Source organism: Saccharopolyspora sp. ID03-671 (genome assembly GCF_045278815.1).
Taxonomy (GTDB): Bacteria; Actinomycetota; Actinomycetes; order Mycobacteriales; family Pseudonocardiaceae; genus Saccharopolyspora; species Saccharopolyspora ipomoeae.
Genome location: NZ_CP134054.1, coordinates 1524356 through 1544505, shown reverse-complemented (window position 1 = coordinate 1544505; position 20150 = coordinate 1524356). Strand labels below are relative to the sequence as shown.

The following is a 20150-nucleotide window of genomic DNA, read 5'->3' as shown; positions in this document are numbered from 1 at the left end:
CGGTCGGTGCGCGCGTTTCGCGGGTATCGGACGTCGCCGGACCCGGCCCGGTTACAGAAGTTCCGGAAGTGTCGTTACGACGTTAAGGGAGACAGATCACCGACCGGCGGTGCAGCATGAGCCGGCTCACGTTCCGACCACAATGGAGAGGCGGGATTGCCCGTGCGGCTACGCAGCGCGCTGGCTGCGATCGCGGCCGTGCTGCTCGTGCTCCTGGTGCCACCACTGATCAGCACCAGTGCAGACAGCAGCGCAGAAGCGCAGATCCGGGGACTGCGAGTCCTGGTGCCCAACTCACCCGGAGGCGGGTACGACATCACCGCTCGCACCGCGGTCAAGGCCATGGACGACGCCGGTCTGCAGAGCAACACCGAGGTGTTCAACCTCCCCGGCGCCGGCGGCACCGTCGGCCTCGGGCGCGTGGTCAACGAGCGCGGCAACGGCAAGCTCGCCATGTCGATGGGCCTGGGCGTGGTCGGCAGCGTCTACACCAACCACTCGCCGGTGTCGCTGCAGGACACCACGCCGATCGCCAAGCTCGTCGAGGAGTCCAACGTCGTCGTGGTCGGCAAGGACTCGCCGTACCAGAACCTCGACCAGCTCCTCCGGGACTGGAAGGCCAACCCCGGCGGGGTTCCCGTCGGCGGCGGCTCGTCGCCCGGCGGACCCGACCACCTGGCCCCGATGCTCATGGCCAAGGCCATCGGCCTCTCGCCGAAGCAGGTCAACTACGTGCCCTTCGACGGCGGCGGCGAGCTGCTGGCCTCCGTGCTCGGCGGCAAGGTCTCCTTCGGCGTCTCCGGCATCGGCGAGTACCGCGACCAGATCGAGGCCGGTGAGCTGCGCGTGCTGGCCGTCACCGGACCGGAGCGGCTGCCCGGCGTGAACGCGCCGACGCTGATCGAGTCCGGTGTGGACGTCAACTTCACCAACTGGCGCGGCGTCGTCGCCCCGCCGGCGATGAGCGAGCGCGACCGCGCCAAGCTCGTGTCGTTGTTCGAGCGCCTCAACGCCACCCCCGAGTGGAAGGAGGCGTTGCAGCGCAACGGCTGGACCGAGGCGTACGAGCCGGGACCGCAGTTCGGCGAGTTCCTGCGGCAGGAGAACGAGCGGGTGGCCACGGTGCTCGAGGAGTTGGGGCTGGCATGACCGAATCCACGACCACCACGAGCTCCAAGCGCACCTGGCTGCGCGAGCACTCCGAGCTGGGCATCTGCGTGCTGCTGGCGCTGCTGGGCGTGCTGGTGCTCGTCGACGCCGCGTCGATCTCGACCGACTTCACCCAGCGCGGCCCGGTCGGGCCCAAGACCGTGCCGTTCCTCATCGGCGGCCTGCTGCTCGTCGTCGCGGCGCTGCTGGCCCGCGACGTGCTGCGCGGCGGTCGCGGCGAGTCCGAGACCGGCGAGGACGTCGACCTCACCGCACCCAGCGACTGGCGGACGGTGCTGCTGCTGTCGGCGTCGTTCCTGGCCAACGCGGTGCTGATCAACATCATCGGCTTCCCGCTGTCCGGCATGATCCTGTTCTGGGGCTGCGCCTACGCCCTGGGCAGCCGCAACGCGGTGCGAGACCCGCTGCTGGCGGCGGTGCTGTCGGTGGCGACGTACTTCGTGTTCAACAACCTGCTCGGTGTCCCCCTGCCCGGCGGCCCGCTGATGGGGGTGCTGTAACTGATGGAATCCCTCAACCTGCTGCTCGACGGGTTCGCCACCGCGCTGACCCCGATGAACCTGGTGTGGGCCGCCCTGGGCGTGCTTCTGGGCACCGCCATCGGCGTGCTGCCCGGCATCGGACCGGCGATGGCGGTGGCGCTGCTGCTGCCCGTCACCTACGCCCTGGAACCGACCAGCGCGTTCATCATGTTCGCCGGCATCTACTTCGGCGGCATGTTCGGCGGATCGACCACCTCGATCCTGCTCAACACCCCGGGCGAGAGCTTCTCGGTGATCGCCGCGCTGGAGGGGAACCCGATGGCGCGCAAGGGTCGTGGCGCGCAAGCGCTCGCGACCGCGGCCGTCGGCCACTTCATCGGCGCCATCGTCGGCCTGACCCTGCTGGTGCTGCTGGCGCCGATCGTGGCCGAGCTGGCCGTCGACATCGGCGCACCGGACTACCTGGCGATCACGGTGCTGGCGTTCATCGCGATCACCTCGGTGCTCGGCAAGTCCCGGATCCGCGGATTCGCCTCGCTGCTCATCGGTCTCACGCTCGGCATCATCGGCCTGGACGAGATGACCGGCCAGCAGCGGCTCACCTTCGGGCTGCTGCACCTGGCCGACGGCATCGACGTGGTCCTCGTCGCGGTCGGGCTGTTCGCGATCGGCGAGTCGCTGTGGGTCGCCGCGCACCTGCGGCGCAGCAACGCCGAACCGATCCCGGTCGGCCGCGCGCTGCTGTCCGGTTCGGACGTGCGCCGCACCTGGAAGCCGTGGCTGCGCGGCCCGTTCATCGGGTTCCCGTTCGGCGCGGTCCCGGCCGGTGGCGCGGAGATCCCGACGTTCTTGTCGTACGTGACCGAGCGGCGGCTGTCCAAGCACCGCGAGGAGTTCGGCAAGGGCGCGATCGAGGGCGTGGCCGGTCCGGAGGCCGCGGCGAGCGCCTCGGCGGCGGGCACGATGGTGTCGATGCTGACGCTGGGCCTGCCGACCACGGCGGTCGCGGCGGTGATGCTCGCGGCGTTCCAGCAGTACGGCATCCAGCCGGGGCCGCTGCTGTTCGAGCGCGAGTCGGAACTGGTGTGGGCGCTGATCGCCAGCATGTTCATCGGCTCGGTGCTGCTGCTGGTGCTGAACCTGCCGCTCGCCCCGGTGTGGGCGAAGCTGCTGCAGATCCCGCGGCCGTACCTGTACGCGGGCATCCTGTTCTTCGCCAGCGTCGGCGCCTACGCGGTCGGCGGTGACCCGCTGGACCTGCTGGTGCTGTTCGTGATCGGCCTGATCGGCTTCACCATGCGCCGCTACGGCCTGCCGGTGCTGCCCGCGATCATCGCGGTGATCCTCGGGCCGACGTCGGAGCAGCAGATGCGCCGAGCCCTGCAGATCAGCGACGGCGACCTCAGCGGCCTGGTCAACACGCCGTTCTCGATCACCGTCTACTGCATCGTGGCGCTGATCCTGGTGTGGCCGCTGCTGGCCCGCTTCCTGCCCAAGCGCAACCCCGCGCAGGACGAGCCCCAGGAGGGGGAGAAGGTGGAGGTCTAGATCCCCCGGATCTCCACCTCTCACGAGATGGCCCGGTCGAGACCCCCGTCCGACCGGGCCATCTTCTTTCCTCCCGAGGGCTTCTCCTCCTGCTGGTATTCAGTTGGCGCAGTGCGGTTTCCGGGAGGTGCCGCCGAGCAGGCGGCGTCCCGCGAGCTGGGCGAAGCGGAGCGCGCGCATCTCATTTCACGTCCGGGCGAGGCCGACGGCTGACCGGATCGGCGATCGCCGACGTGCGGGTGAGGATCAACGCGCTGCTCGACGCGATTCCGCTGCTGGGGCGCAACATCGAGCACCGGAGACGCGGACGGGGTTCACGTCGCGATGGCCGAGCACCCGGCGGGAACGGCCGCGTTGCCGCGCGGTTTCCTGCCCTGAACCCCGGATGTCGTGCCTGAACGGGTAGCGGCACGCCTTGCGACGAGTAACTACACTTCTCGGGGTGGTGGACTATCGGATCGACGACCTCGCCCGGGCAGCCGGAACGACGGTGCGCAACGTGCGCGTCTACCAGGATCGCGACTTGCTGCCGCCGCCCCGCAAGGAAGGCCGCACGGCGATCTACTCCGACGCGCACCTGACCCGGCTCAAGCTGATCATCAGCATGCTGGAGCGCGGATACGCGTTCGCGCAGATCAAGGAGATGCTGGGCGCCTGGGAATCCGGCCGCAGCCTCGGCGAGGTGCTCGGTCTGGAGGAGGCGGTCGCCGACCGGACCTGGGCCAAGGAGCAGCCGCGGACCGTGACCCTCGGCGAGTTGCGCAGGCGTTTCGGCACCCAGATCACCCCGAGCGCGATCAAGCGGATCATCGACCTGGGCATCCTGGAGCGCCGGGGGCGCGGTTTCGTCACCACCAGCCCGCTGCTCTACGACGCGGCGTCGGAGATGGTCGACCTCGGCATCCCGCTGTCGGACACGCTGACGATCGCCGAAGAGCTGTTGCGCAAGGTCGATTCGCTCGGTGAGGACCTCGCCGACCTGGTGCGAGAGCACGTGGTGACCCGCGTGTCGAGCGCGGAGGAGGCCACCCCGTTCTACGGCGAGGTCATCGACCGGCTGCGCCCGCTGGTGTTCAACGCACTGCAAGCCGCCGCGATCCGCTCCGCCGAGCGCCTCATCCCGGCCGTCGTCGGGGAGCGCATGGCCGAGGTCATGTCCCAGCGCGAGGTCGCCGGGTCCAACCGGGAAACCGCCGGTCACTGACCCCTTTCGGGTTTTCGAGGTCCTGATCGGGCGCGTAATTCGCCGGTGCCGCCGCGTCGTCCTTTCCCACCACTTTCACCCGCTGCGACTTCGGCCGCCGACCTTTCCCGGCGCTTTCCCGCGTCCACTGTGGACGGTGTTGGTGGCGAGATCGGTTCAGAAGGTCGCGCGGGCCGCGGGTGAGGAAGTGATCGTCCGCTCCTCGGCGGTGATTACCCTTCTGGGACTGGTGTCGGGACCGTGTGAGACAACGAGCCCGACGCCGTGATCCTCGATGAGCTGGAAGGCGCGAGAACATGACAGCGAACCCGGCCCGGTGGCGAGCTTCGTCGCGGTCTCAGAACCTGAGTTCCCGCCTGGAAGTCGGCCCCCTGAGACCTGGTGTCGCGGTGCGGAACTCATCGCGGCGGGAGAACCTCACCGCCTCGGCCGAGCAGTGGCGTTCCTTCGTGAACGCCGTCAAGGCCGGACGTTTCGACCGGTGACGTGAAAGGGGCTCCCGGCGACGCGCATCGCCGGGAGCCCCTCGCTCGGTTCTCGATCAGTTCTTGCCGAAACCGGCCCTGCGCAGCGCCTCGGCCATCGCGCCGCTGGGAGCGTCGTTGCGCTGACGACCACCGCCGCCGCCGCCGCGGTTCTGCTTCCCGCCGCCCCGGTTGCCGCCGCCACCGCGGTTGCCGCCGCCGTTGCCGCCACCGCCGTTACCGCGGCCGCTACCGGCGCGAACGCCCTGCTCGGCGCGCTCGGGCTTGCCGCCCTTGCCCGGCTCGTCGTCCAGCCGCAGCGTCAGCGAGATCCGCTTGCGCGGGATGTCCACGTCGAGGACCTTCACGCGGACGATGTCGCCGGACTTGACCACGTCGTGCGGGTCGTTGACGAAGTTCTTCGACATCGCCGACACGTGGACCAGGCCGTCCTGGTGCACGCCCACGTCGACGAACGCGCCGAACGCCGCCACGTTGGTGACCACGCCCTCCAGCGTCATGCCCTGCTGCAGGTCGGCGATCTTCTCCACGCCCTCGGCGAACGTCGCCGTCTTGAACTCCGGTCGCGGGTCGCGGCCCGGCTTGTCGAGCTCGGCGAGGATGTCGGTGACCGTCGGCAGACCGAACTGCTCGTCGACGTAGTCCTGCGGCCGCAGCTGCTTGAGGACCTTCGCGTTGCCGATCAGCGCGTCGATCTCGTTCTGCGTGGACTGCAGGATCCGGTGCACCACCGGGTAGGCCTCGGGGTGCACGGCCGAGGAGTCCAGCGGGTCGTCGCCGTCGGGGATCCGCAGGAAGCCCGCGCACTGCTCGAAGGCCTTCGGGCCCAGCCGGGCCACGTCCTTGAGCGCCTTGCGGTTGCGGAACGGCCCGTTGCTGTCGCGGTGGCCCACGATGTTCTCCGCCAGCGTCTCGCTGATGCCCGACACGCGGGTCAGCAGCGGCGCCGAGGCGGTGTTGACGTCCACGCCGACGGCGTTCACGCAGTCCTCGACCACCGCGTCCAGCGAGCGCGACAGCTTCGACTCGGAGACGTCGTGCTGGTACTGGCCCACCCCGATCGACTTCGGGTCGATCTTGACCAGCTCGGCCAGCGGGTCCTGCAACCGGCGGGCGATGGACACCGCACCGCGCAGCGACACGTCCAGGTCCGGCAGCTCCCGCGAGGCGTAGGCCGAGGCCGAGTACACCGACGCGCCCGCCTCGGAGACCGAGACCTTGCTCAGCTTGAGCTCCGGGTGCTTGCTGATCAGCTCACCGGCCAGCTTGTCGGTCTCGCGCGAGGCCGTGCCGTTGCCGATCGCGACCAGGTCCACCTGGTGCTGCTGGGCCAGGGCGGCCAGCTTGGCCAGCGCCTGGTCCCACTGCCGCTGCGGCTGGTGCGGGTAGATGGTGTCGGTGGCCACGACCTTGCCGGTGCCGTCGACGATCGCGACCTTCACGCCGGTGCGGTAGCCCGGGTCCAGGCCCATCGTGGCGCGGGAGCCGGCCGGCGCGGCCAGCAGCAGGTCGCGCAGGTTCGCCGCGAACACCCGGACGGCCTCGTCCTCGGCGTGCTGGCGCAGCCGCAGCCGCAGGTCCACGCTCAGCCGGGTCAGGATGCGGGTGCGCCAGGCCCAGCGGACCACGTCGGAGAGCCACTTGTCGGCCGGGCGACCCTCGGCGGCGATGCCGAACTGCTGGGCGATCCGCAGCTCGTAGGAGGTCGGGCCCTCGACCGGGGTGCCGTCGTCGGGTTCGAGGGAGAGCTCCAGGGCGTCCTCGTTCTCACCTCGGAACAGCGCCAGGATGCGGTGCGAGGGCAGCGCGGTGAAGGGCTCGTCGAACTCGAAGTAGTCGGCGAACTTGGCGCCTTCCTCCTCCTTGCCCTCGCGGACCTTGGAGACGATCCGGCCGCGGGTCCACACCTGCTCGCGCAGCTCGCCGATGAGGTCGGCGTCCTCGGAGAAGCGCTCCACGAGGATCGAGCGGGCGCCGTCGAGGGCCGCCTGGACGTCGGCGACGCCCTTGTCGGCGTCGACGAAGCCCTCGGCGGTGGCCTGCGGGTCGTTGCTCGGGTCCGACAGCAGCCGGTCGGCCAGCGGTTCCAGGCCCGCCTCGATGGCGATCTGGGCCTTGGTGCGCCGCTTGGGCTTGTAGGGGAGGTAGATGTCCTCCAGCCGCGCCTTGGAGTCGGCGGCGTTGATCTGGGTCTCCAGCTCGTCGCTGAGCTTGCCCTGCGAGCGGATCGACTCCAGCACCGTGGCGCGCCGCTCCTCGAGCTCGCGCAGGTAGCGCAGCCGTTCCTCCAGGGTGCGCAGCTGGGCGTCGTCGAGGGCCCCGGTCACTTCCTTCCGGTAGCGCGCGATGAAGGGCACGGTCGACCCGCCGTCGAGCAGCTCGACGGCAGAGGCCACCTGGCCTTCGCGGACCCCGAGCTCCTCGGCGATCTTCTGATGAACAGTCGTCGTCACGTTTCCTGGTTCCGCCTTCTCTGCGATCTTCGCCAGATCCGATCGAGCATTGTGCCCGACCCGACACCAGGGCAACCGTGCCACTAGACCCGGCGTGTCGGGATCCCCGGGGTCACGTCCCGGGGGGTGGCGGTGGGTGCTCGGGCGGGGACGCTCGGTGGTGCGCACCGCGGCAGGGGCAAGTTTTTCCTCGAATCAACCGGACGAAACGGACTTCGATCACGGGTGATTCGAGGAAGAACCGTCCCCTGCCGAGCGCTGCGGAGGCGGTGGGGCGGTGCCGAAGCGGGGGAGTGATGTGGTTAGGATTCGTCGACCGCTGGGGTCGTCTCACGATGCGTAACCGGGCATGTGGGGATCGATACCCGATGGGGTGAAACTAGGTACCCGTCTAGGTATATACCTCGATGGCAGACCACTCTCCGTCGCGGAGTGTGGGGCTCGTGAAACCCGAGACCCCCGACCACAGCAGATCCCCCGTACACAACGATCATGCCTCGACCCCCGACGAGGCGACCGAGAGTGCGCGGCACGCGAAGGCGCAGGGTGCCGACACCGGTCTGCGGGCCGCCGCGGATCGAGTGGGCCAGTGGCTCGCGCCGCTGCTCCAGCGCCTCGCGCAGTGGCTGTCCCCGCTGCTGCAGCGCATCACCAACGCCCCCGCCGTGCGGCGCCTCCGGGAGAGGGTTGCGCCGCACGTCCCCGAGACCGTCAAGAACGCCTCCCGCCTGCGCCCCGTGCAGGTGGCTGCGGGCGTCGCCGCCGTCGGCGTCGTCGGCCTGATCATCGGCGGTGTCACCGGCGGTGACGAGCGGGACGTCGAGGAGGCCGCCGTGGCCGCCCCGATGGTCGAGCAGAAGAAGGCCGACCCGCCGCAGACCCGCGCGGAGACCAAGACCGAGGCGCCCCCCGCCGAGGACCAGGCCGAGGAGCCCGCTCCGCTGGGCCCGCCCGTCGAGGGCATCGACGTGTCCAACCACAACGGCAACATCGACTGGCAGAAGGTCGCGGCCGACAACAAGAAGTTCACCTTCGTCCTGGCCAGCGACGGCACCGACTTCACGAACCCGAAGTACTCCGAGCAGTACCACGGTGCCAAGGATGCGGGCCTGATCTCCGGTGCCTACCACTTCGCGCGGCCGGACGACTCCGACGGCGCGACCCAGGCCAACCGGTTCCTGGACATCATCGACTACAAGAACGACGGCAAGACCCTGCCTCCGGTGCTCGACCTGGAGGTCGACCCCAACGGCGGCAGCTGCTACGGCATGAGCGTCGACCAGATGCACCAGTGGACCAAGTCGTTCAACGACACGGTCAAGCAGCGCACCGGCAAGGACCCGATCATCTACGCCAACCCGTCCTTCTGGAAGCAGTGCATGGGCGGCACCGACACCTTCAGCAACCACAACCTGTGGCTGGCCGCCTACGAGGTCGACAGCCCGACGGTGCCCACCGGGTTCCAGGACTGGGACTTCTGGCAGTACACCGACAAGGGCAAGGTCGCCGGCATCAGCGGCAACACCGACATCAACCAGTACAAGGAAGGCTTCGAGCGGCTCAAGCAGCTCGCCGGCTGACCGAGTGCTGAATCCCCCGAGGAGCGGGTCGTCCATCGCATGGGCGGCCCGCTCCTTCGCGCGTGCGGGCGAAAGGTGGCTGCGGGCGGTTCCCGGACGCGCCGAGGGCGATATTCTCGTGATCGGCGATCACCCGATCGGAGGGCGCAGCGGAATGTCACGGTGGGAGCAAGAGGTCACTCGAGCGAGGCAGTTGCTGCTCGACAGTGATCACGACGCCGCGGCGCAGGCGTTACGCACCGTGCTGGACGAAGGCGACTACGAAGCCGCCGCCCAGGCCGGGCTCATGCTCGGCGCGATCCTCACCGAGAACGACGACCTCTCCGCCGCCCGCGACGTCTACCAGCGGGTGATCGATTCCGGACATCCCGAGCACGCCCAAGCCGCCGCCCTCGCCCTCGGGCACCTGCTGCTCAACACCGGGGAACTGCCCACCGCCCAGGTCCTGCTGCGCTTCGCCACCGAAGGCGCCGAACCCGACGAAGCCGGCCGCGCCGACGTGCTGCTGGCCCAGGTGCTCCAGCAGCTCGGCGACACCGGCGGCGCCCGCGAGGCCCGCACCCGCGCGCTGGCCTGCGGCGACCCGGCCGTCGTCGAGGCCGCTCAGCAGCTGACCCTCCCGCCCGAGCGCTCCGAGGGCACCGAGTTCCTGCAGATCGCCTACCAGCGCGCGCTGGCGATGCTGGAGCAGGGGCGTGACCACGACGCCGAGCCGCTGCTGCGCAAGCTGCTCGACAGCGGGCACCCGCACTACGGCTCGCTGGGCGCGGGCAAGCTCTACGCGCTGCACGTCGACGACACCGACGTCACCCGCCGCCTCGCCGAGCAGATCATCGAGCTCGGCCACCCCGAGCACCTCGCGTGGGGGCACGTGCTGCTCGGCGGCGTGATGGTGGCCCTCGACGACCCGGCCGGGGCCGCGCGCGCCTACGAGCGCGCCGCGCAGGACCCGCGCCCCAGCGTGCGGCTGCACGCGCTGATCCAGCTGAGCCTGCAGCTGCGCCGGATGGGCCGGATCCCGCAGGCCCGCCAGGCGCTGCAGCGCGTCATCGACAGCCGCCACCCCAGGTTGAGCCTGGAGGCGCTGGGCGTGCTCGCCGAGATCCAGCGCGACTCCGGCGAGACCGATGCCGCCATCGAGACCTTCGGCCTGGTCGTGGACTCCGGCCACCCGGACAAGGCGCCGCGCGCCGCCTACCACGTCGGCGTGCTGCGCTACGAGCGCGGCGAGCCCGACGCGGCGGTGGAGTCGTTCCGGGTGGCAGCGCGCTCCGAGGACACCAACGTCGCGCACGAGGCGGAACTGGCACTGTCCACGATGGACTTCGGCGGGCCGGCCGAGCCCGGTGTGGAGGACACCGCGCGCCTTGCGGTTCTGCCGATCGAGCCGAGCGAACCCGAGCCGGTCGACGCCGCCGAGCTGGAGCGCCGCGCGCAGCAGGCCGCTGCCTCCGGCGACATCGCGGCCGCGCGCGAGGCCTACCAGGACCTCGTCGAGCACGACCCCGACAACGCCCCGCGCGCCCGGATCTCGCTGGGCCTGGCCGAGGCCGCGCTGGGCGACCCCGCCCGCGCCCGGCAGCTGCTGCGCGGAGTCGCCGCCGAGGGCGGAACCGAGGCCCGCGGCGCCGCTTTCATCGAGGCGCTGCTGGACGAACCTGATTCCCGCGGCGTGCTGCCGGTGCTGCTGCGCGTGGAGCGCGATGACGAGTCCGAAGTGGACTCGATGCTGGCCGGGGCAGAGCCCGCCGTGCGGGAACTCGCCGAGGCCGCGCGCGTCGTGCGCGGCGGTCGGTCTCCCGCCGACGGTCTCGCGCGACTCGCCGAGTCGCCGAACGCGCTGGCCGCGACCGCCGCGCGCACCGCGCTCGCCGAGGAGCTGCTGGGGCGCGGTGAGCACGAGCGGGCGCGCGGGCTGCTGCAGCGCGTCGTCGACGCGGGGCACCCGGTGCTGCGCCCGTGGACCGCGTGTCGGCTCGGCGAGCTGCTCATGGAGCACGGCGAGCCAGACGGCACGATCGCCGCGTTCGAAACCGCTTTGGCCACGCGGCATCCCGCGATCCTCGGCGAGGTGTTCGGCAAGCTCTCGCTGATCTACCGCACGCTGGAGCGCACCGAGGCGCTGACCGACCTCTACCAGCGCACCGCCGCCAGCGGACACCCCGAGTTCGGGCCGCGCGCGGCGTTCCTGCTCGGCGAGCAGCACGTGGACCACGATCGCCTGGACCAGGCGCTGGAGCTGTTCACCCGCGCGGCCGGGTCGTCGTCGACGGCCGCACCGGTCGCGGTGTTCGCGATGCGCGCGCTGCGGCAGGAGCTCGAACCGGCGCGGTCCAGCTTCCTGCTGCTGGCCGACGAGGACGAACCGCACTTCACCGCGACCCAGCTGTGCCTCACCCTCGCCCACCGCTACCTGCGGCGCGGGGTCCCGGACTTCGCCGACTGGGCGCTGCGGCTGATCTCCGAGTTCGGGCACGCCGAGCTGCGCCAGCAGGGCCTGCTGCTCCTCGGAGCGCTGCGCGAGGAGAACGGCGACGCCGACGGCGCGCTGCGGGCCTGGCGGCAGGCCGCCGACGGCGCCGATGCGGAGGAGGCCGCCGTGGCGAAGGTGAGCGCGGCCGAGCTGCTGCGGCGCCGGGGGAGTCCCGAGCGCGCGGCCGAGCTGCTGGCCGAGGTCGCCGCCGCCGGAGTCGGCAGTTCCGAGCGGGCCGCGGCGATCCTCGCCGAGCTGCGCGCCACCACCCCGGAAACCCCTGCGCAGCAATCGGAAACCCCTGATCAGGAGCCGGAAGCGACCGTGCGGCAGGACGAGGACGCCGACGAGCGCGCGGACCGGATGCTGCGCGAGGGCGACGTCGAGGCGGCCCGGGCCGCGATCGCCGAGCACCACGGTTCCGAGCTGCTCGCCGACTTCTGGTGCGCCGCTCGGACCGACCTGGCCGCGGCCGCGCGCCTGCTGGCCGAGTCCGACGGCGAGGACGCGCGCGCCTGCTCCGAGCTGGCCCTGGACTTCGGCCGCCGCGCGCAGGCGTCCGGTGGTGCCGACGCCGCCGCGTTCTTCCGCCTGGTCGCCGACCACGGCCATCCCGCCGCGCTGCCGAAGGCGCACATAGCGCTGGGCAAGCTCGCCGAGAAGCGCGGCGAGAACGCCATCGCGCTGAGCTGGTACCGGCGCGCGATCCGCACCGGCGAACCCGCCGCCATAGCGCGGGCCGGGGTGCTCATGGCCCAGCTGCTGATCCGGGTGCACGACCTCAACGGCGCGATCGCGGTCGCCCGCCACGCCAAGGCCGAGGGCGCCGGGACGGCGGCGGTGGAAGCCGGTGTGCTGCTGGGGCACCTGCAGCACCGGGTCGGCGAGGCCGCCGCCGCCAAGCAGGCCTGGGACGAGACCGAGGAGGCCGCCGAGTCGCCCGAGATCTTCGGCATGGCCCTGCAGCGCCGGATCCGCGCGGTCGGCGAGACCGCCCCGGAGTCGGCCGAGATGCTGCTGCGCGCAGCCGAGTCCGAGGACCCGGGTACCGCGGTGCCGGCGCACCTGCTGCTGGCCGACCGGGCCGACGAGCGCGGCGATAAGGCCCGCTGGCTGGAGCGCGCGATCGAGCTGGGCGTGCCGGGGCACTCCGACTCCGCCCGCAGCAGGCTGGGCGAGCTGCTGCTGGAGGACGGCGACGCCGAGACCGCGATGCGGCACTTCGAGCGGGTCAGCGCCTGCGAGGACCCGGAGGTCGCGGCGCGCGGCGAGTTCGGCATCGGCCTGATCCGCTACGAGGCCGGGGATCTGCCGGGCGCGGTGCACGCGTTCGTCAAGGCCGCCGGGCACGTGCCCGAGGCCGAGTTGGGGGAGGACGCGATGAACAACGTGCGCGTCGTCCTCGACGAGCAGCGCGCCCACGGCGACCACCTGGAGGCCGCCGACACGCTGCGCCGGATGACCGAGGTGGTGCCGGAGGAGCACGTCGCCGAGTGGGCGCAGGAGACGGGTTCGGCCCTGCTGGCCGCCGACGACGCGGAGGCGGCGCTGGTCTACCTGCGCTGCGCGGTGGAGATCGGTGCGCCGGACCCGACGCCGGAAGCGGTGCTGGCCCTGGGCGAAGCGCTGCACCGGCGCGGTGATCTGGCCGGGGCTCGGCAGGCCTACGAGCGCGTCCTGGGCGCCGACGAGCACCTGGCCGCGCAGGCGAACTACCGGCTCAACGAGCTCCGCGCGGACGAAACGCCCGTGGGCAGCAGGGAAGCGCGCTGATCCCGGAAGCGGTTCAGACCGGACGAGGTTCAGGCCCGGACGAGGTTCAGACGCGGATGAGGGGTTCCGGCAGGGCCAGGACCTGGTCGACGACGTCGATGACATCACCGGTGATGCGCCAGTACGCTGCGCTGTCGTCGGTGCGGATCTCGCCTCGGCGGGGAACGCGGGCGGCGCGGACGTGGTCCTCGGCCAGGACTTCGACGATGTCGAGGACGTCGCCGTGCGGGCGCACGTAGATCAGCGCCTCGAGCTCGCCGGAGCCGTCCCGCACCGGTGGCATGAGCTGGAAACCGCGCAGCACCAGCTGCCGCAGCCACATGCTCGGATCGGGTTCGCTCGCCTCTTCTGACGAGAGCATCTGTCTCCCCCAGATTCTTTCGTCGCAGCTCATCCGCACGTGCACGTGCAATCCGCAGACCCTAACACAGCGGAGAGCAACCAGTCGATCACGGAAAGTGAGTACATGAAGCGTTCGCCCTGCGAACGCGTTTCGGCTCGGTGCAACCAAACGCTTGCTTGTTTTCCGCGGTGCTCCGGGACTACTCTCGACCCGGCCACTGGTGGCGACGGAAGGGACTCCTCATGGCGGAGGCTTACATCATCGACGCGGTGCGCACACCGGTCGGCAAGCGCGGCGGCGGACTCAGCGCGATCCACCCGGCGGACCTGTCCGCGCACGTGCTGCAGAACCTGGTGGACCGCACCGGGATCGACCCGGCGGCGGTCGACGACGTGGTCTGGGGCTGCGTCGACACCGTCGGCGCGCAGGCCGGCAACATCGGCCGCACCGGCTGGCTCGCGGCCGGCTATCCCGAGCACGTTCCCGGCGTCACCGTGGACCGCCAGTGCGGGTCCTCGCAGCAGGCGGTGCACTTCGCCTCGCAGGCGGTGATGTCCGGCGTCAACGACCTGGTGATCGCCGGTGGCGTGCAGAACATGTCGGCGATCCCGATCGGCAGCTCCCTGCGCGGTTCCGATCAGCTCGGATTCCCCCGCGCCTACGGTCCGGACTGCGGATCGGAGGGCTGGGCCAAGCGCTACGGCGACGAGGTCGTCACCCAGTTCCGCGGCGCCGAGCTCATCGCCGAGCAGTGGGAGCTCTCCCGCGAGCAGATGGAGGAGTTCGCGCTGACCAGCCACCTGCGCGCGATCGCCGCCATCGACGGCGGGCACTTCGACCGCGAGACCGCACCGCTGGCCGGAGTCGAGCACGACGAGGGGCCGCGCCGCGACACCGACAAGGACAAGCTCGCCGGGCTCAAGACGCTCAGCGACGGCGGACGCCTCACCGCGGGCGTGGCCAGCCAGATCTCCGACGGGTCGGCGGCGCTGCTGGTGGCCTCCGAGCAGGCGGTCCGCTCGCACGGGCTGCGCCCGCGCGCCCGCGTGCACCACATGAGCGTGCGCGGCGACGACCCGGTGAAGATGCTGACCGCACCGATCCCGGCCACCAAGCACGCGCTGGACAAGACCGGCCTGAAGGGCTCGGACATCGACGTGGTGGAGATCAACGAGGCCTTCGCCAGCGTCGTGCTGGCGTGGCAGAAGGAGATCGACATCGATCCGGCCCGGGTCAACCCCAACGGCGGCGCCATCGCCCTGGGCCACCCGCTGGGCGCCACCGGCGCGAAGCTGATGACCACCATGCTCCACGAGCTCGAACGCACGGGCGGCCGCTACGGCCTCCAAACCATGTGCGAGGGCGGCGGAACCGCCAACGTCACCATCATCGAGCGGCTGTGAGATCTCTTCGCACGGTCCTTCTGCTCGGCGGTGCGGGCGGGGGAACCTGAGCGGCTCCGCGGACTCCGCGCCACTCCTCAAGCATGGTCAAATACGCGGCGTCTCGGCGTGCTCGCCACGATGCCGCTCAGAACCCCCGGCGGTGCGAGCTGCGCAGGTGGTGGAAGGAGGAAGGTTGGCGATCAACAGGGACTACATCGGGTTCGAGTTCACCTCCGACGAGGCCTACGAGGTCAGCCGGGGCAAGATCCGCGAGTTCGCCGACGCGATCGGTGATCCCAACCCGGCCTACCGCGACCCGGCGGCGGCTCGTGCGCTCGGGCATCCGGACGTGATCGCGCCGCCGACCTTCGGGATCGTGGCCACCGGCGCGGCGTCGGAGAAGAACCCGATCCTGCGGCCGGACTTCGGGTTGAACTACCGGATGGTCGTGCACGGCGAGCAGAAGTTCAGCTACCGCAGGCCGATCCGCGCCGGGGACGTGCTCAGCACCCGGGGGCGGATCGTGGAGATCCGCGACGCCGGCAGCAACGAGCTGGTGCGCATCGAGACCGAGATCGTCGACGTCGACGGCGACCTGGTCGGGACCGCGGTCAACACGATCATCTCGCGCGGAACCGCAGAGGGAGGGCAGTGATGGCCGCGAACGTGGCGTTCGACCAGGTCGAGGTCGGTACCGAGATCCCGGCGCAGCGCTATCCCGTCCAGCGGCTGACGCTGGTGCGCTACTGCGGTGCCTCGGGCGATTTCAACACCATCCACTGGAACGAGCGGATCGCCAAGTCCGCGGGGCTGCCGGACGTGATCGCGCACGGCATGCTCACGATGGCCGAGGCGGCCCGGCTGGTCACCGACTGGGTCGGTGACCCGGGCGCGGTCGAGGAGTACGGCGTGCGGTTCGCCAAGCCCGTCGTCGTGCCCGACGACGACACCGGAGTCGAGGTCGAGGTCTCGGGAACGGTGACCGAGAAGCTCGACGACAACCGCGCCGTGGTGGAGCTCTCGGCCACCTCCGGCGGGGTGGAGGTCCTGGCCAAGGCCAGGGCCGTGGTCCGGCTGGCCTAGGGATCTGATGAGCGGCTGCTCCGCCTCCCCGGCGGAGCAGCCGCTTCTCACGCGCTGAGCAGGGTCGCGCGGTGGGCGCTCGGGGTCCCGAACAGCTGGGTCGCGGAGTGGGCGCGCTTGAGGTGCAGGTGCGCCTCGTGCTCCCAGGTGATCCCGATGCCGCCGTGCAGCTGCACGCCTTCGGCGGCGATCGCGTAGTAGGCCTCGGTGCAGGCCGATTTCGCCATCGCCGCCAGCTCGCCCGCACGCTCGTCGCGGGTCGAGACCGCCCAGGAAGCGGCGTAGGACAGGGAGCGGGCCGATTCCACGGCGACGTAGCAGTCGGCCAGCCGGTGCTTGAGCGCCTGGAACGAGCCGATCGGGCGGCCGAACTGGGTGCGCATCTTGGTGTACTCGACCGTCTCGTGCAGCCAGCGCTGCGCCGCGCCCACCGACTCCGCCGCCACGGCCGCCGTCGCGACGTCGACCAGCCGCTGCACCGGCAGCGTTCCGACCGGTCGCGCGGGCGCGTCGTCGAGGTGGACCTCGGCCATCCGGCGGGTCAGGTCCAGGGGAGTGGTGGCGACCGCGGCGGCCGCGTCGGTCTCGAACAGCGCCGGCTCGCCGTCGCGGGTCGCCAGCACGAGCAGCACGTCGGCCTGCGCCCCGTCGAGCACGTGCACCTTGCGCCCGGTGAGCCGCTCGCCGGTCGCCGTGGTGCTGAAACCGCTCGTGCGCCAACCGTCGTCGGGCTCGGCCCAGGCCAGCGCCGCGATCGTCTCCCCGCTCGCGATCCCGGGCAGCAGTCGGCCGCACGCCTCGGTGTTCCCGGTGGCCAGCAGGGCCTCGGCGGCGAGCACGGCACTGCTCAAGAACGGGATGTCGGACAGCCGACGCCCCAGCTCCTCCACCACGATCAACGTCTCCAGCAGGCTGAACCCACCGCCCCCGAACTCCTCGGGAATCCCCAGGGAATGCGCCCCCACCTGCTCGGCCAGCTGAGACCACACCTCCCGATCGAACCCCTCGGCGACCTCCTCGGGCTCACCCACCGCAGGTCCACCCCGCCGATCCAGGAGCAGCCGCACGACCTCCCGCAGCTCCTCCTGCTCCTCGCTGAAAGCAAACCGCACAACAACCTCCCACTTCAGTACCGCTCCGGTCGAAAACCGCAGCATTCGTCGTGTCGAAAACCGCAGCATTCGTCGCGTGAAAACCGGGGTTTTCGACAGGGGGACACCCGTTCAGGTGGTGCCTATGGGTGTTTTCGGGTCGGTGGCCAGGGACTTCGCCACTCGGCGGTGGTGCCAGGTGGGGGTGCCCCAGGACTGGCGGAGGGCCGTGGTCTTGGTGAGGTAGCGGTGCAGGTCGTGTTCGGCCGTGTAGCCGATGGCGCCGTGGACCTGCAGGGCGGCGCGGGCCGTGAGGTGGGCCGCGTCGGCGGCGGCGAGCTTGGCCGCGGAGGCGTCCCTGCCCCCGTGCGGGCCTCCCGCTGAGAGGGCCGCGCCCCGGATGAGGGGGCGGGCGAACTCCAGCTTGAGCAGGGCGTTGGCGAGGTGGTGCTTGACCGCCTGGAACTCGCCGACCGGCCTGCCGAACTGCTGCCGCTGCTTGACGTGCTCGGTGGCCAGGTCGAGCATCCGGTGCCCGAGCCCGAGCAGGTAGGCCGCGCAGCCCAGGACCGCCAGGTCGAAGGCGCGCTCGAAGTCCGCGCCGGGCACGTCCCGCCCGCCGGTGGCGTCGACCTCGAACAGCCGCCGGGCCGGATCGAACGATTCCCTGCGCCGCAACGAGATCCCGGTCAGCAGCCGCGTCGAACCGGGATCGCACGCGTAGACCTCGTCGGCCAGGTCGGCGTCCAGCGCGCACGGCAGGTGCGGCGCGACCACCGCCGTGCGCACCGCCGTGTCGGCGGTCAGGTCCGGCACCAGCGCGGGCAGCAGCGCCAGCGACTCGATCAACGGTCCCGGGAGTCCCGCGTACCCGCATTCCTGCAGGCAGACGGTCAGCTCGACCGGGCCGAGCCCGAGCCCGCCGCGCTCCTCGGGCAGCGTCACGCCGGTGACCCCGAGGTCGCCGAGGCTCTGCCACAGCTTCCGCCAGCCCTCGGCGTCGCCACCGGCCCACGCGCGGGCGACGTCCGGCACGTCGGCGGTGGCGAACACCGAGCGCAGGGTGTCGGCCATGTCCTGCTGTTCGGGTTCGAGCACGAACCTCATCGCGACCCCCTCGGCAGGCCGAGCACCCGCTCGGCGGCGATGTTGCGCTGGATCTCGTTGGTCCCGGCGTAGATCGGCCCGGCCAGCGAGAACAGGTAGCCCTCCACCCACGAGCTCGACTCGGCCTCCGGGCCCAGCAGATCCCAAGCGGTTTCGTGCATCGCGGTGTCCAGTTCGGACCAGAAGACCTTGTTCAGGCTCGCCTCCGCGCCCAGCCCGGCGCCGTCGAGGACCTTGGTCACGGTTTCGAACGTCGCCAGCCGGTAGGCCTGCGCGGAGATCCACGCGTCCACCACCCGGTCGTCGTCGAGCGCGCCGGGGACCTCGGTGAGCCGCTGCGCGGTGGCCAGGAACCGCCCGGGGCTGCGCAGCGTCAGCCCGCGCTCGTTGCTGGCGGTGCTCATCGCCACCCGCCAGCCGTCGCCGACCCCGCCGAGCACGTCGGCGTCGGGCACGAAGACCTCGTCGAGGAACAGCTCGGCGAAGGCCGGTTTGCCGTCGATGCGCTGGATCGGCCGCACCGTCACCCCGGGCGCGTCCAGCGGGAACAGGAAGTACGTCAGCCCCTTGTGGCGGGGTGCGTCGAGGTTGCTGCGGAACAGGCCGAAGGCGATGTCGGCGAACGCCGCGCGCGAGCTCCAGGTCTTGTTGCCGCTGAGCAGCCAGCCGCCGTCGACGCGCCGCGCGGTCGAGCGGATGCCTGCCAGGTCGCTGCCGGCCTCGGGTTCGGACCAGGCCTGCGCCCAGATGTCCTCGGCGGCGGCCATCCTCGGCAGGTAGCGGCGCTTCTGCTCGTCGGTGCCGTGCTCGAACAGCGTGGGCGCCAGCAGGAAGATGCCGTTCTGGCTGACCCGGCCGGGCGCTCCGGCCGCGTAGTACTCCTCCTCGAAGAGCACCCACTGCAGCAGCGACGCCCCGCGGCCGCCGAACTCGCGCGGCCACGACACCACCGACAACTCCGCCGAGTGCAGCAGCTTCTCCCACTCGCGGTGGGCGGCGAACCCCTCGGCGGTCTCCAGCGAGGGCAGCGGCTCGGCGGGCACGTGCTCGCGCAGCCACGCCCGCACCTCGTCGCGGAAGGCCAGGTCGTCCTCGGAGAGCTCCAGGTCCACGGCTCAGCCACGCTCCTCGTTGGACTTCTTCATGCTGCGCGCGTCCATGCCGGCCAGGGAGTCCTTGCCGACCTCGGCGTTGTGCGCGTGGGCGAAGTGGTGCAGTCCGAACACCGAGTCCATGCCGCTCTGCATGCCCATCAGGTCCTCTGCCTGGTTGATGGCCTTCTTGGTCAGCGACAGCCCGAAGGTGGGCATCTCGGCGACGGAGCTCGCCAGCCCCATGGTGGCGTCGGTGAGGTCCTCGCGCGGCACCACGTCGTTGACCATGCCGATCTCGTAGGCCCGCTGCGCGCTCATCCGCTTGCCGGTGAACAGGAACTCCTTGGCGATGCGGGGGCCGAGCACCCACGGGTGCGCGAAGTACTCCACGCCGGGGATGCCCATCTTCACCACGGGGTCGGCGAAGAACGCGTCCTCGCTGGCCACGATCAGGTCGCACACCCACGCCAGCATCAGCCCGCCTGCGACGCAGGCACCCTGCACCGAGGCGATCGCGGGCTTGGGCATCTCCCGCCAGCGGCGGCACATGCCCAGGTAGACCTCCTGCTCGCGGGCGAAGCGGGACTCGCCGCCGGAGTGCGTCGTGTGGTCCCACCACAGGCCGGCGCGGCGCGGGTAGCTGACGTCGATGTCGCGCTCGGGGGAGCCGATGTCGTGCCCGGCGGAGAAGTGCTTGCCCTCGCCCGCGAGCACGATGACCTTGACCCGGTCGTCTTCGCAGGCGCGGTAGAACGCGTCGTCGAGCGCGTAGGTCATCACCGAGTTCTGCGCGTTGCGGTAGTCGGGCCGGTTCATCGTCACCACGGCGACCTGGTCGCGGACCTCGTAGTGGACGACCGCTTTGTCTGCTGCCATCGG

Annotated in this window: 16 protein-coding genes; 10 read left to right on the top strand and 6 right to left on the bottom strand. The window is 71.2% G+C overall.

The features are described from left to right. Nucleotides 1-162: 162 nt before the first annotated feature. The 5 genes from REH65_RS07240 to REH65_RS07220 all read left to right on the top strand — a co-directional run bounded on the left by REH65_RS07240 (nt 163) and on the right by REH65_RS07220 (nt 4889). Nucleotides 163-1149 carry a Bug family tripartite tricarboxylate transporter substrate binding protein gene (locus REH65_RS07240; protein WP_406691803.1) on the top strand — a complete coding sequence of 329 codons (987 nt, stop codon included), beginning with the start codon at nt 163-165 and terminating at the stop codon, nt 1147-1149. After that, a complete protein-coding gene (locus tag REH65_RS07235) occupies nt 1146-1670 on the top strand; it encodes a tripartite tricarboxylate transporter TctB family protein (protein ID WP_281456081.1) in 525 nt (174 codons plus the stop codon). The genes REH65_RS07240 and REH65_RS07235 overlap by 4 nt, the downstream gene beginning before the upstream one ends. Nucleotides 1671-1673: 3 nt before the next feature. Then, nucleotides 1674-3200 carry a tripartite tricarboxylate transporter permease gene (locus REH65_RS07230; RefSeq protein ID WP_406691802.1) on the top strand — a complete coding sequence of 509 codons (1527 nt, stop codon included), beginning with the start codon at nt 1674-1676 and terminating at the stop codon, nt 3198-3200. A gap of 442 nt (nt 3201-3642) precedes the next feature. After that, entirely contained in the window at nt 3643-4404 is a 762-nt protein-coding gene (locus REH65_RS07225; protein ID WP_406691801.1) for a MerR family transcriptional regulator, read from the top strand. A 296-nt stretch (nt 4405-4700) separates the two neighbouring features. Then, nucleotides 4701-4889, top strand: a complete 189-nt coding sequence (locus tag REH65_RS07220) for a DUF397 domain-containing protein (RefSeq protein ID WP_281456078.1) — start codon at nt 4701-4703, stop codon at nt 4887-4889. A gap of 56 nt (nt 4890-4945) precedes the next feature. Here the strand turns inward: REH65_RS07220 and REH65_RS07215 are convergent, their stop codons facing one another. Further along, nucleotides 4946-7342, bottom strand: coding sequence for a Tex family protein (locus REH65_RS07215; RefSeq protein WP_406691800.1), 2397 nt, complete (start codon nt 7340-7342; stop codon nt 4946-4948). Between the two features lie 443 nt (nt 7343-7785). On the opposite strand from REH65_RS07215, the gene REH65_RS07210 reads away from it, so the two are divergent. Both REH65_RS07210 and REH65_RS07205 read left to right on the top strand, forming a co-directional pair. Continuing rightward, entirely contained in the window at nt 7786-8922 is a 1137-nt protein-coding gene (locus REH65_RS07210) for a lysozyme (RefSeq protein ID WP_406691799.1), read from the top strand. A gap of 193 nt (nt 8923-9115) precedes the next feature. Beyond that, entirely contained in the window at nt 9116-13168 is a 4053-nt protein-coding gene (locus REH65_RS07205; RefSeq protein WP_406691798.1) for a tetratricopeptide repeat protein, read from the top strand. Nucleotides 13169-13214: 46 nt separating this feature from the next. Here the strand turns inward: REH65_RS07205 and REH65_RS07200 are convergent, their stop codons facing one another. Continuing rightward, nucleotides 13215-13529 (bottom strand): hypothetical protein, encoded by a 315-nt coding sequence (locus REH65_RS07200; protein WP_406691797.1) that lies wholly within the window; start codon nt 13527-13529, stop codon nt 13215-13217. A 224-nt stretch (nt 13530-13753) separates the two neighbouring features. Between REH65_RS07200 and REH65_RS07195 the strand changes: the two genes are divergently transcribed. The 3 genes from REH65_RS07195 to REH65_RS07185 all read left to right on the top strand — a co-directional run bounded on the left by REH65_RS07195 (nt 13754) and on the right by REH65_RS07185 (nt 15979). Further along, entirely contained in the window at nt 13754-14914 is a 1161-nt protein-coding gene (locus tag REH65_RS07195; RefSeq protein WP_406691796.1) for an acetyl-CoA C-acetyltransferase, read from the top strand. A 175-nt stretch (nt 14915-15089) separates the two neighbouring features. Continuing rightward, a complete protein-coding gene (locus REH65_RS07190; protein ID WP_281456072.1) occupies nt 15090-15551 on the top strand; it encodes a MaoC family dehydratase N-terminal domain-containing protein in 462 nt (153 codons plus the stop codon). Next, entirely contained in the window at nt 15551-15979 is a 429-nt protein-coding gene (locus tag REH65_RS07185) for a MaoC family dehydratase (protein WP_281456071.1), read from the top strand. The genes REH65_RS07190 and REH65_RS07185 overlap by 1 nt, the downstream gene beginning before the upstream one ends. A gap of 47 nt (nt 15980-16026) precedes the next feature. On the opposite strand, the gene REH65_RS07180 is transcribed toward REH65_RS07185, so the two are convergent. The 4 genes from REH65_RS07180 to REH65_RS07165 form a co-directional block, all read right to left on the bottom strand. Further along, a complete protein-coding gene (locus REH65_RS07180; protein WP_406691795.1) occupies nt 16027-17091 on the bottom strand; it encodes an acyl-CoA dehydrogenase family protein in 1065 nt (354 codons plus the stop codon). Between the two features lie 111 nt (nt 17092-17202). Next, complete coding sequence (locus tag REH65_RS07175; RefSeq protein WP_406691794.1) at nt 17203-18177, bottom strand: acyl-CoA dehydrogenase family protein; 975 nt, start codon at nt 18175-18177, stop codon at nt 17203-17205. Continuing rightward, a complete protein-coding gene (locus REH65_RS07170) occupies nt 18174-19289 on the bottom strand; it encodes an acyl-CoA dehydrogenase family protein (protein ID WP_406691793.1) in 1116 nt (371 codons plus the stop codon). The genes REH65_RS07175 and REH65_RS07170 overlap by 4 nt, the downstream gene beginning before the upstream one ends. Before the next feature lie 3 nt (nt 19290-19292). Further along, nucleotides 19293-20147 (bottom strand): enoyl-CoA hydratase, encoded by an 855-nt coding sequence (locus REH65_RS07165; protein ID WP_406691792.1) that lies wholly within the window; start codon nt 20145-20147, stop codon nt 19293-19295. Nucleotides 20148-20150: the final 3 nt, after the last annotated feature.

Excerpts from the sequence above, each read along its gene's own strand:
- REH65_RS07235 (WP_281456081.1), top strand. The coding sequence starts at position 1,146 with ATGACCGAATCCACGACCACCACGAGCTCCAAGCGCACCTGGCTGCGC.
- REH65_RS07230 (WP_406691802.1), top strand. The coding sequence starts at position 1,674 with ATGGAATCCCTCAACCTGCTGCTCGACGGGTTCGCCACCGCGCTGACC.
- REH65_RS07220 (WP_281456078.1), top strand. The coding sequence starts at position 4,701 with ATGACAGCGAACCCGGCCCGGTGGCGAGCTTCGTCGCGGTCTCAGAAC.
- REH65_RS07200 (WP_406691797.1), bottom strand. The coding sequence starts at position 13,529 with ATGCTCTCGTCAGAAGAGGCGAGCGAACCCGATCCGAGCATGTGGCTG.
- REH65_RS07195 (WP_406691796.1), top strand. The coding sequence starts at position 13,754 with ATGGCGGAGGCTTACATCATCGACGCGGTGCGCACACCGGTCGGCAAG.
- REH65_RS07185 (WP_281456071.1), top strand. The coding sequence starts at position 15,551 with ATGGCCGCGAACGTGGCGTTCGACCAGGTCGAGGTCGGTACCGAGATC.
- REH65_RS07175 (WP_406691794.1), bottom strand. The coding sequence starts at position 18,177 with ATGAGGTTCGTGCTCGAACCCGAACAGCAGGACATGGCCGACACCCTG.
- REH65_RS07165 (WP_406691792.1), bottom strand. The coding sequence starts at position 20,147 with ATGGCAGCAGACAAAGCGGTCGTCCACTACGAGGTCCGCGACCAGGTC.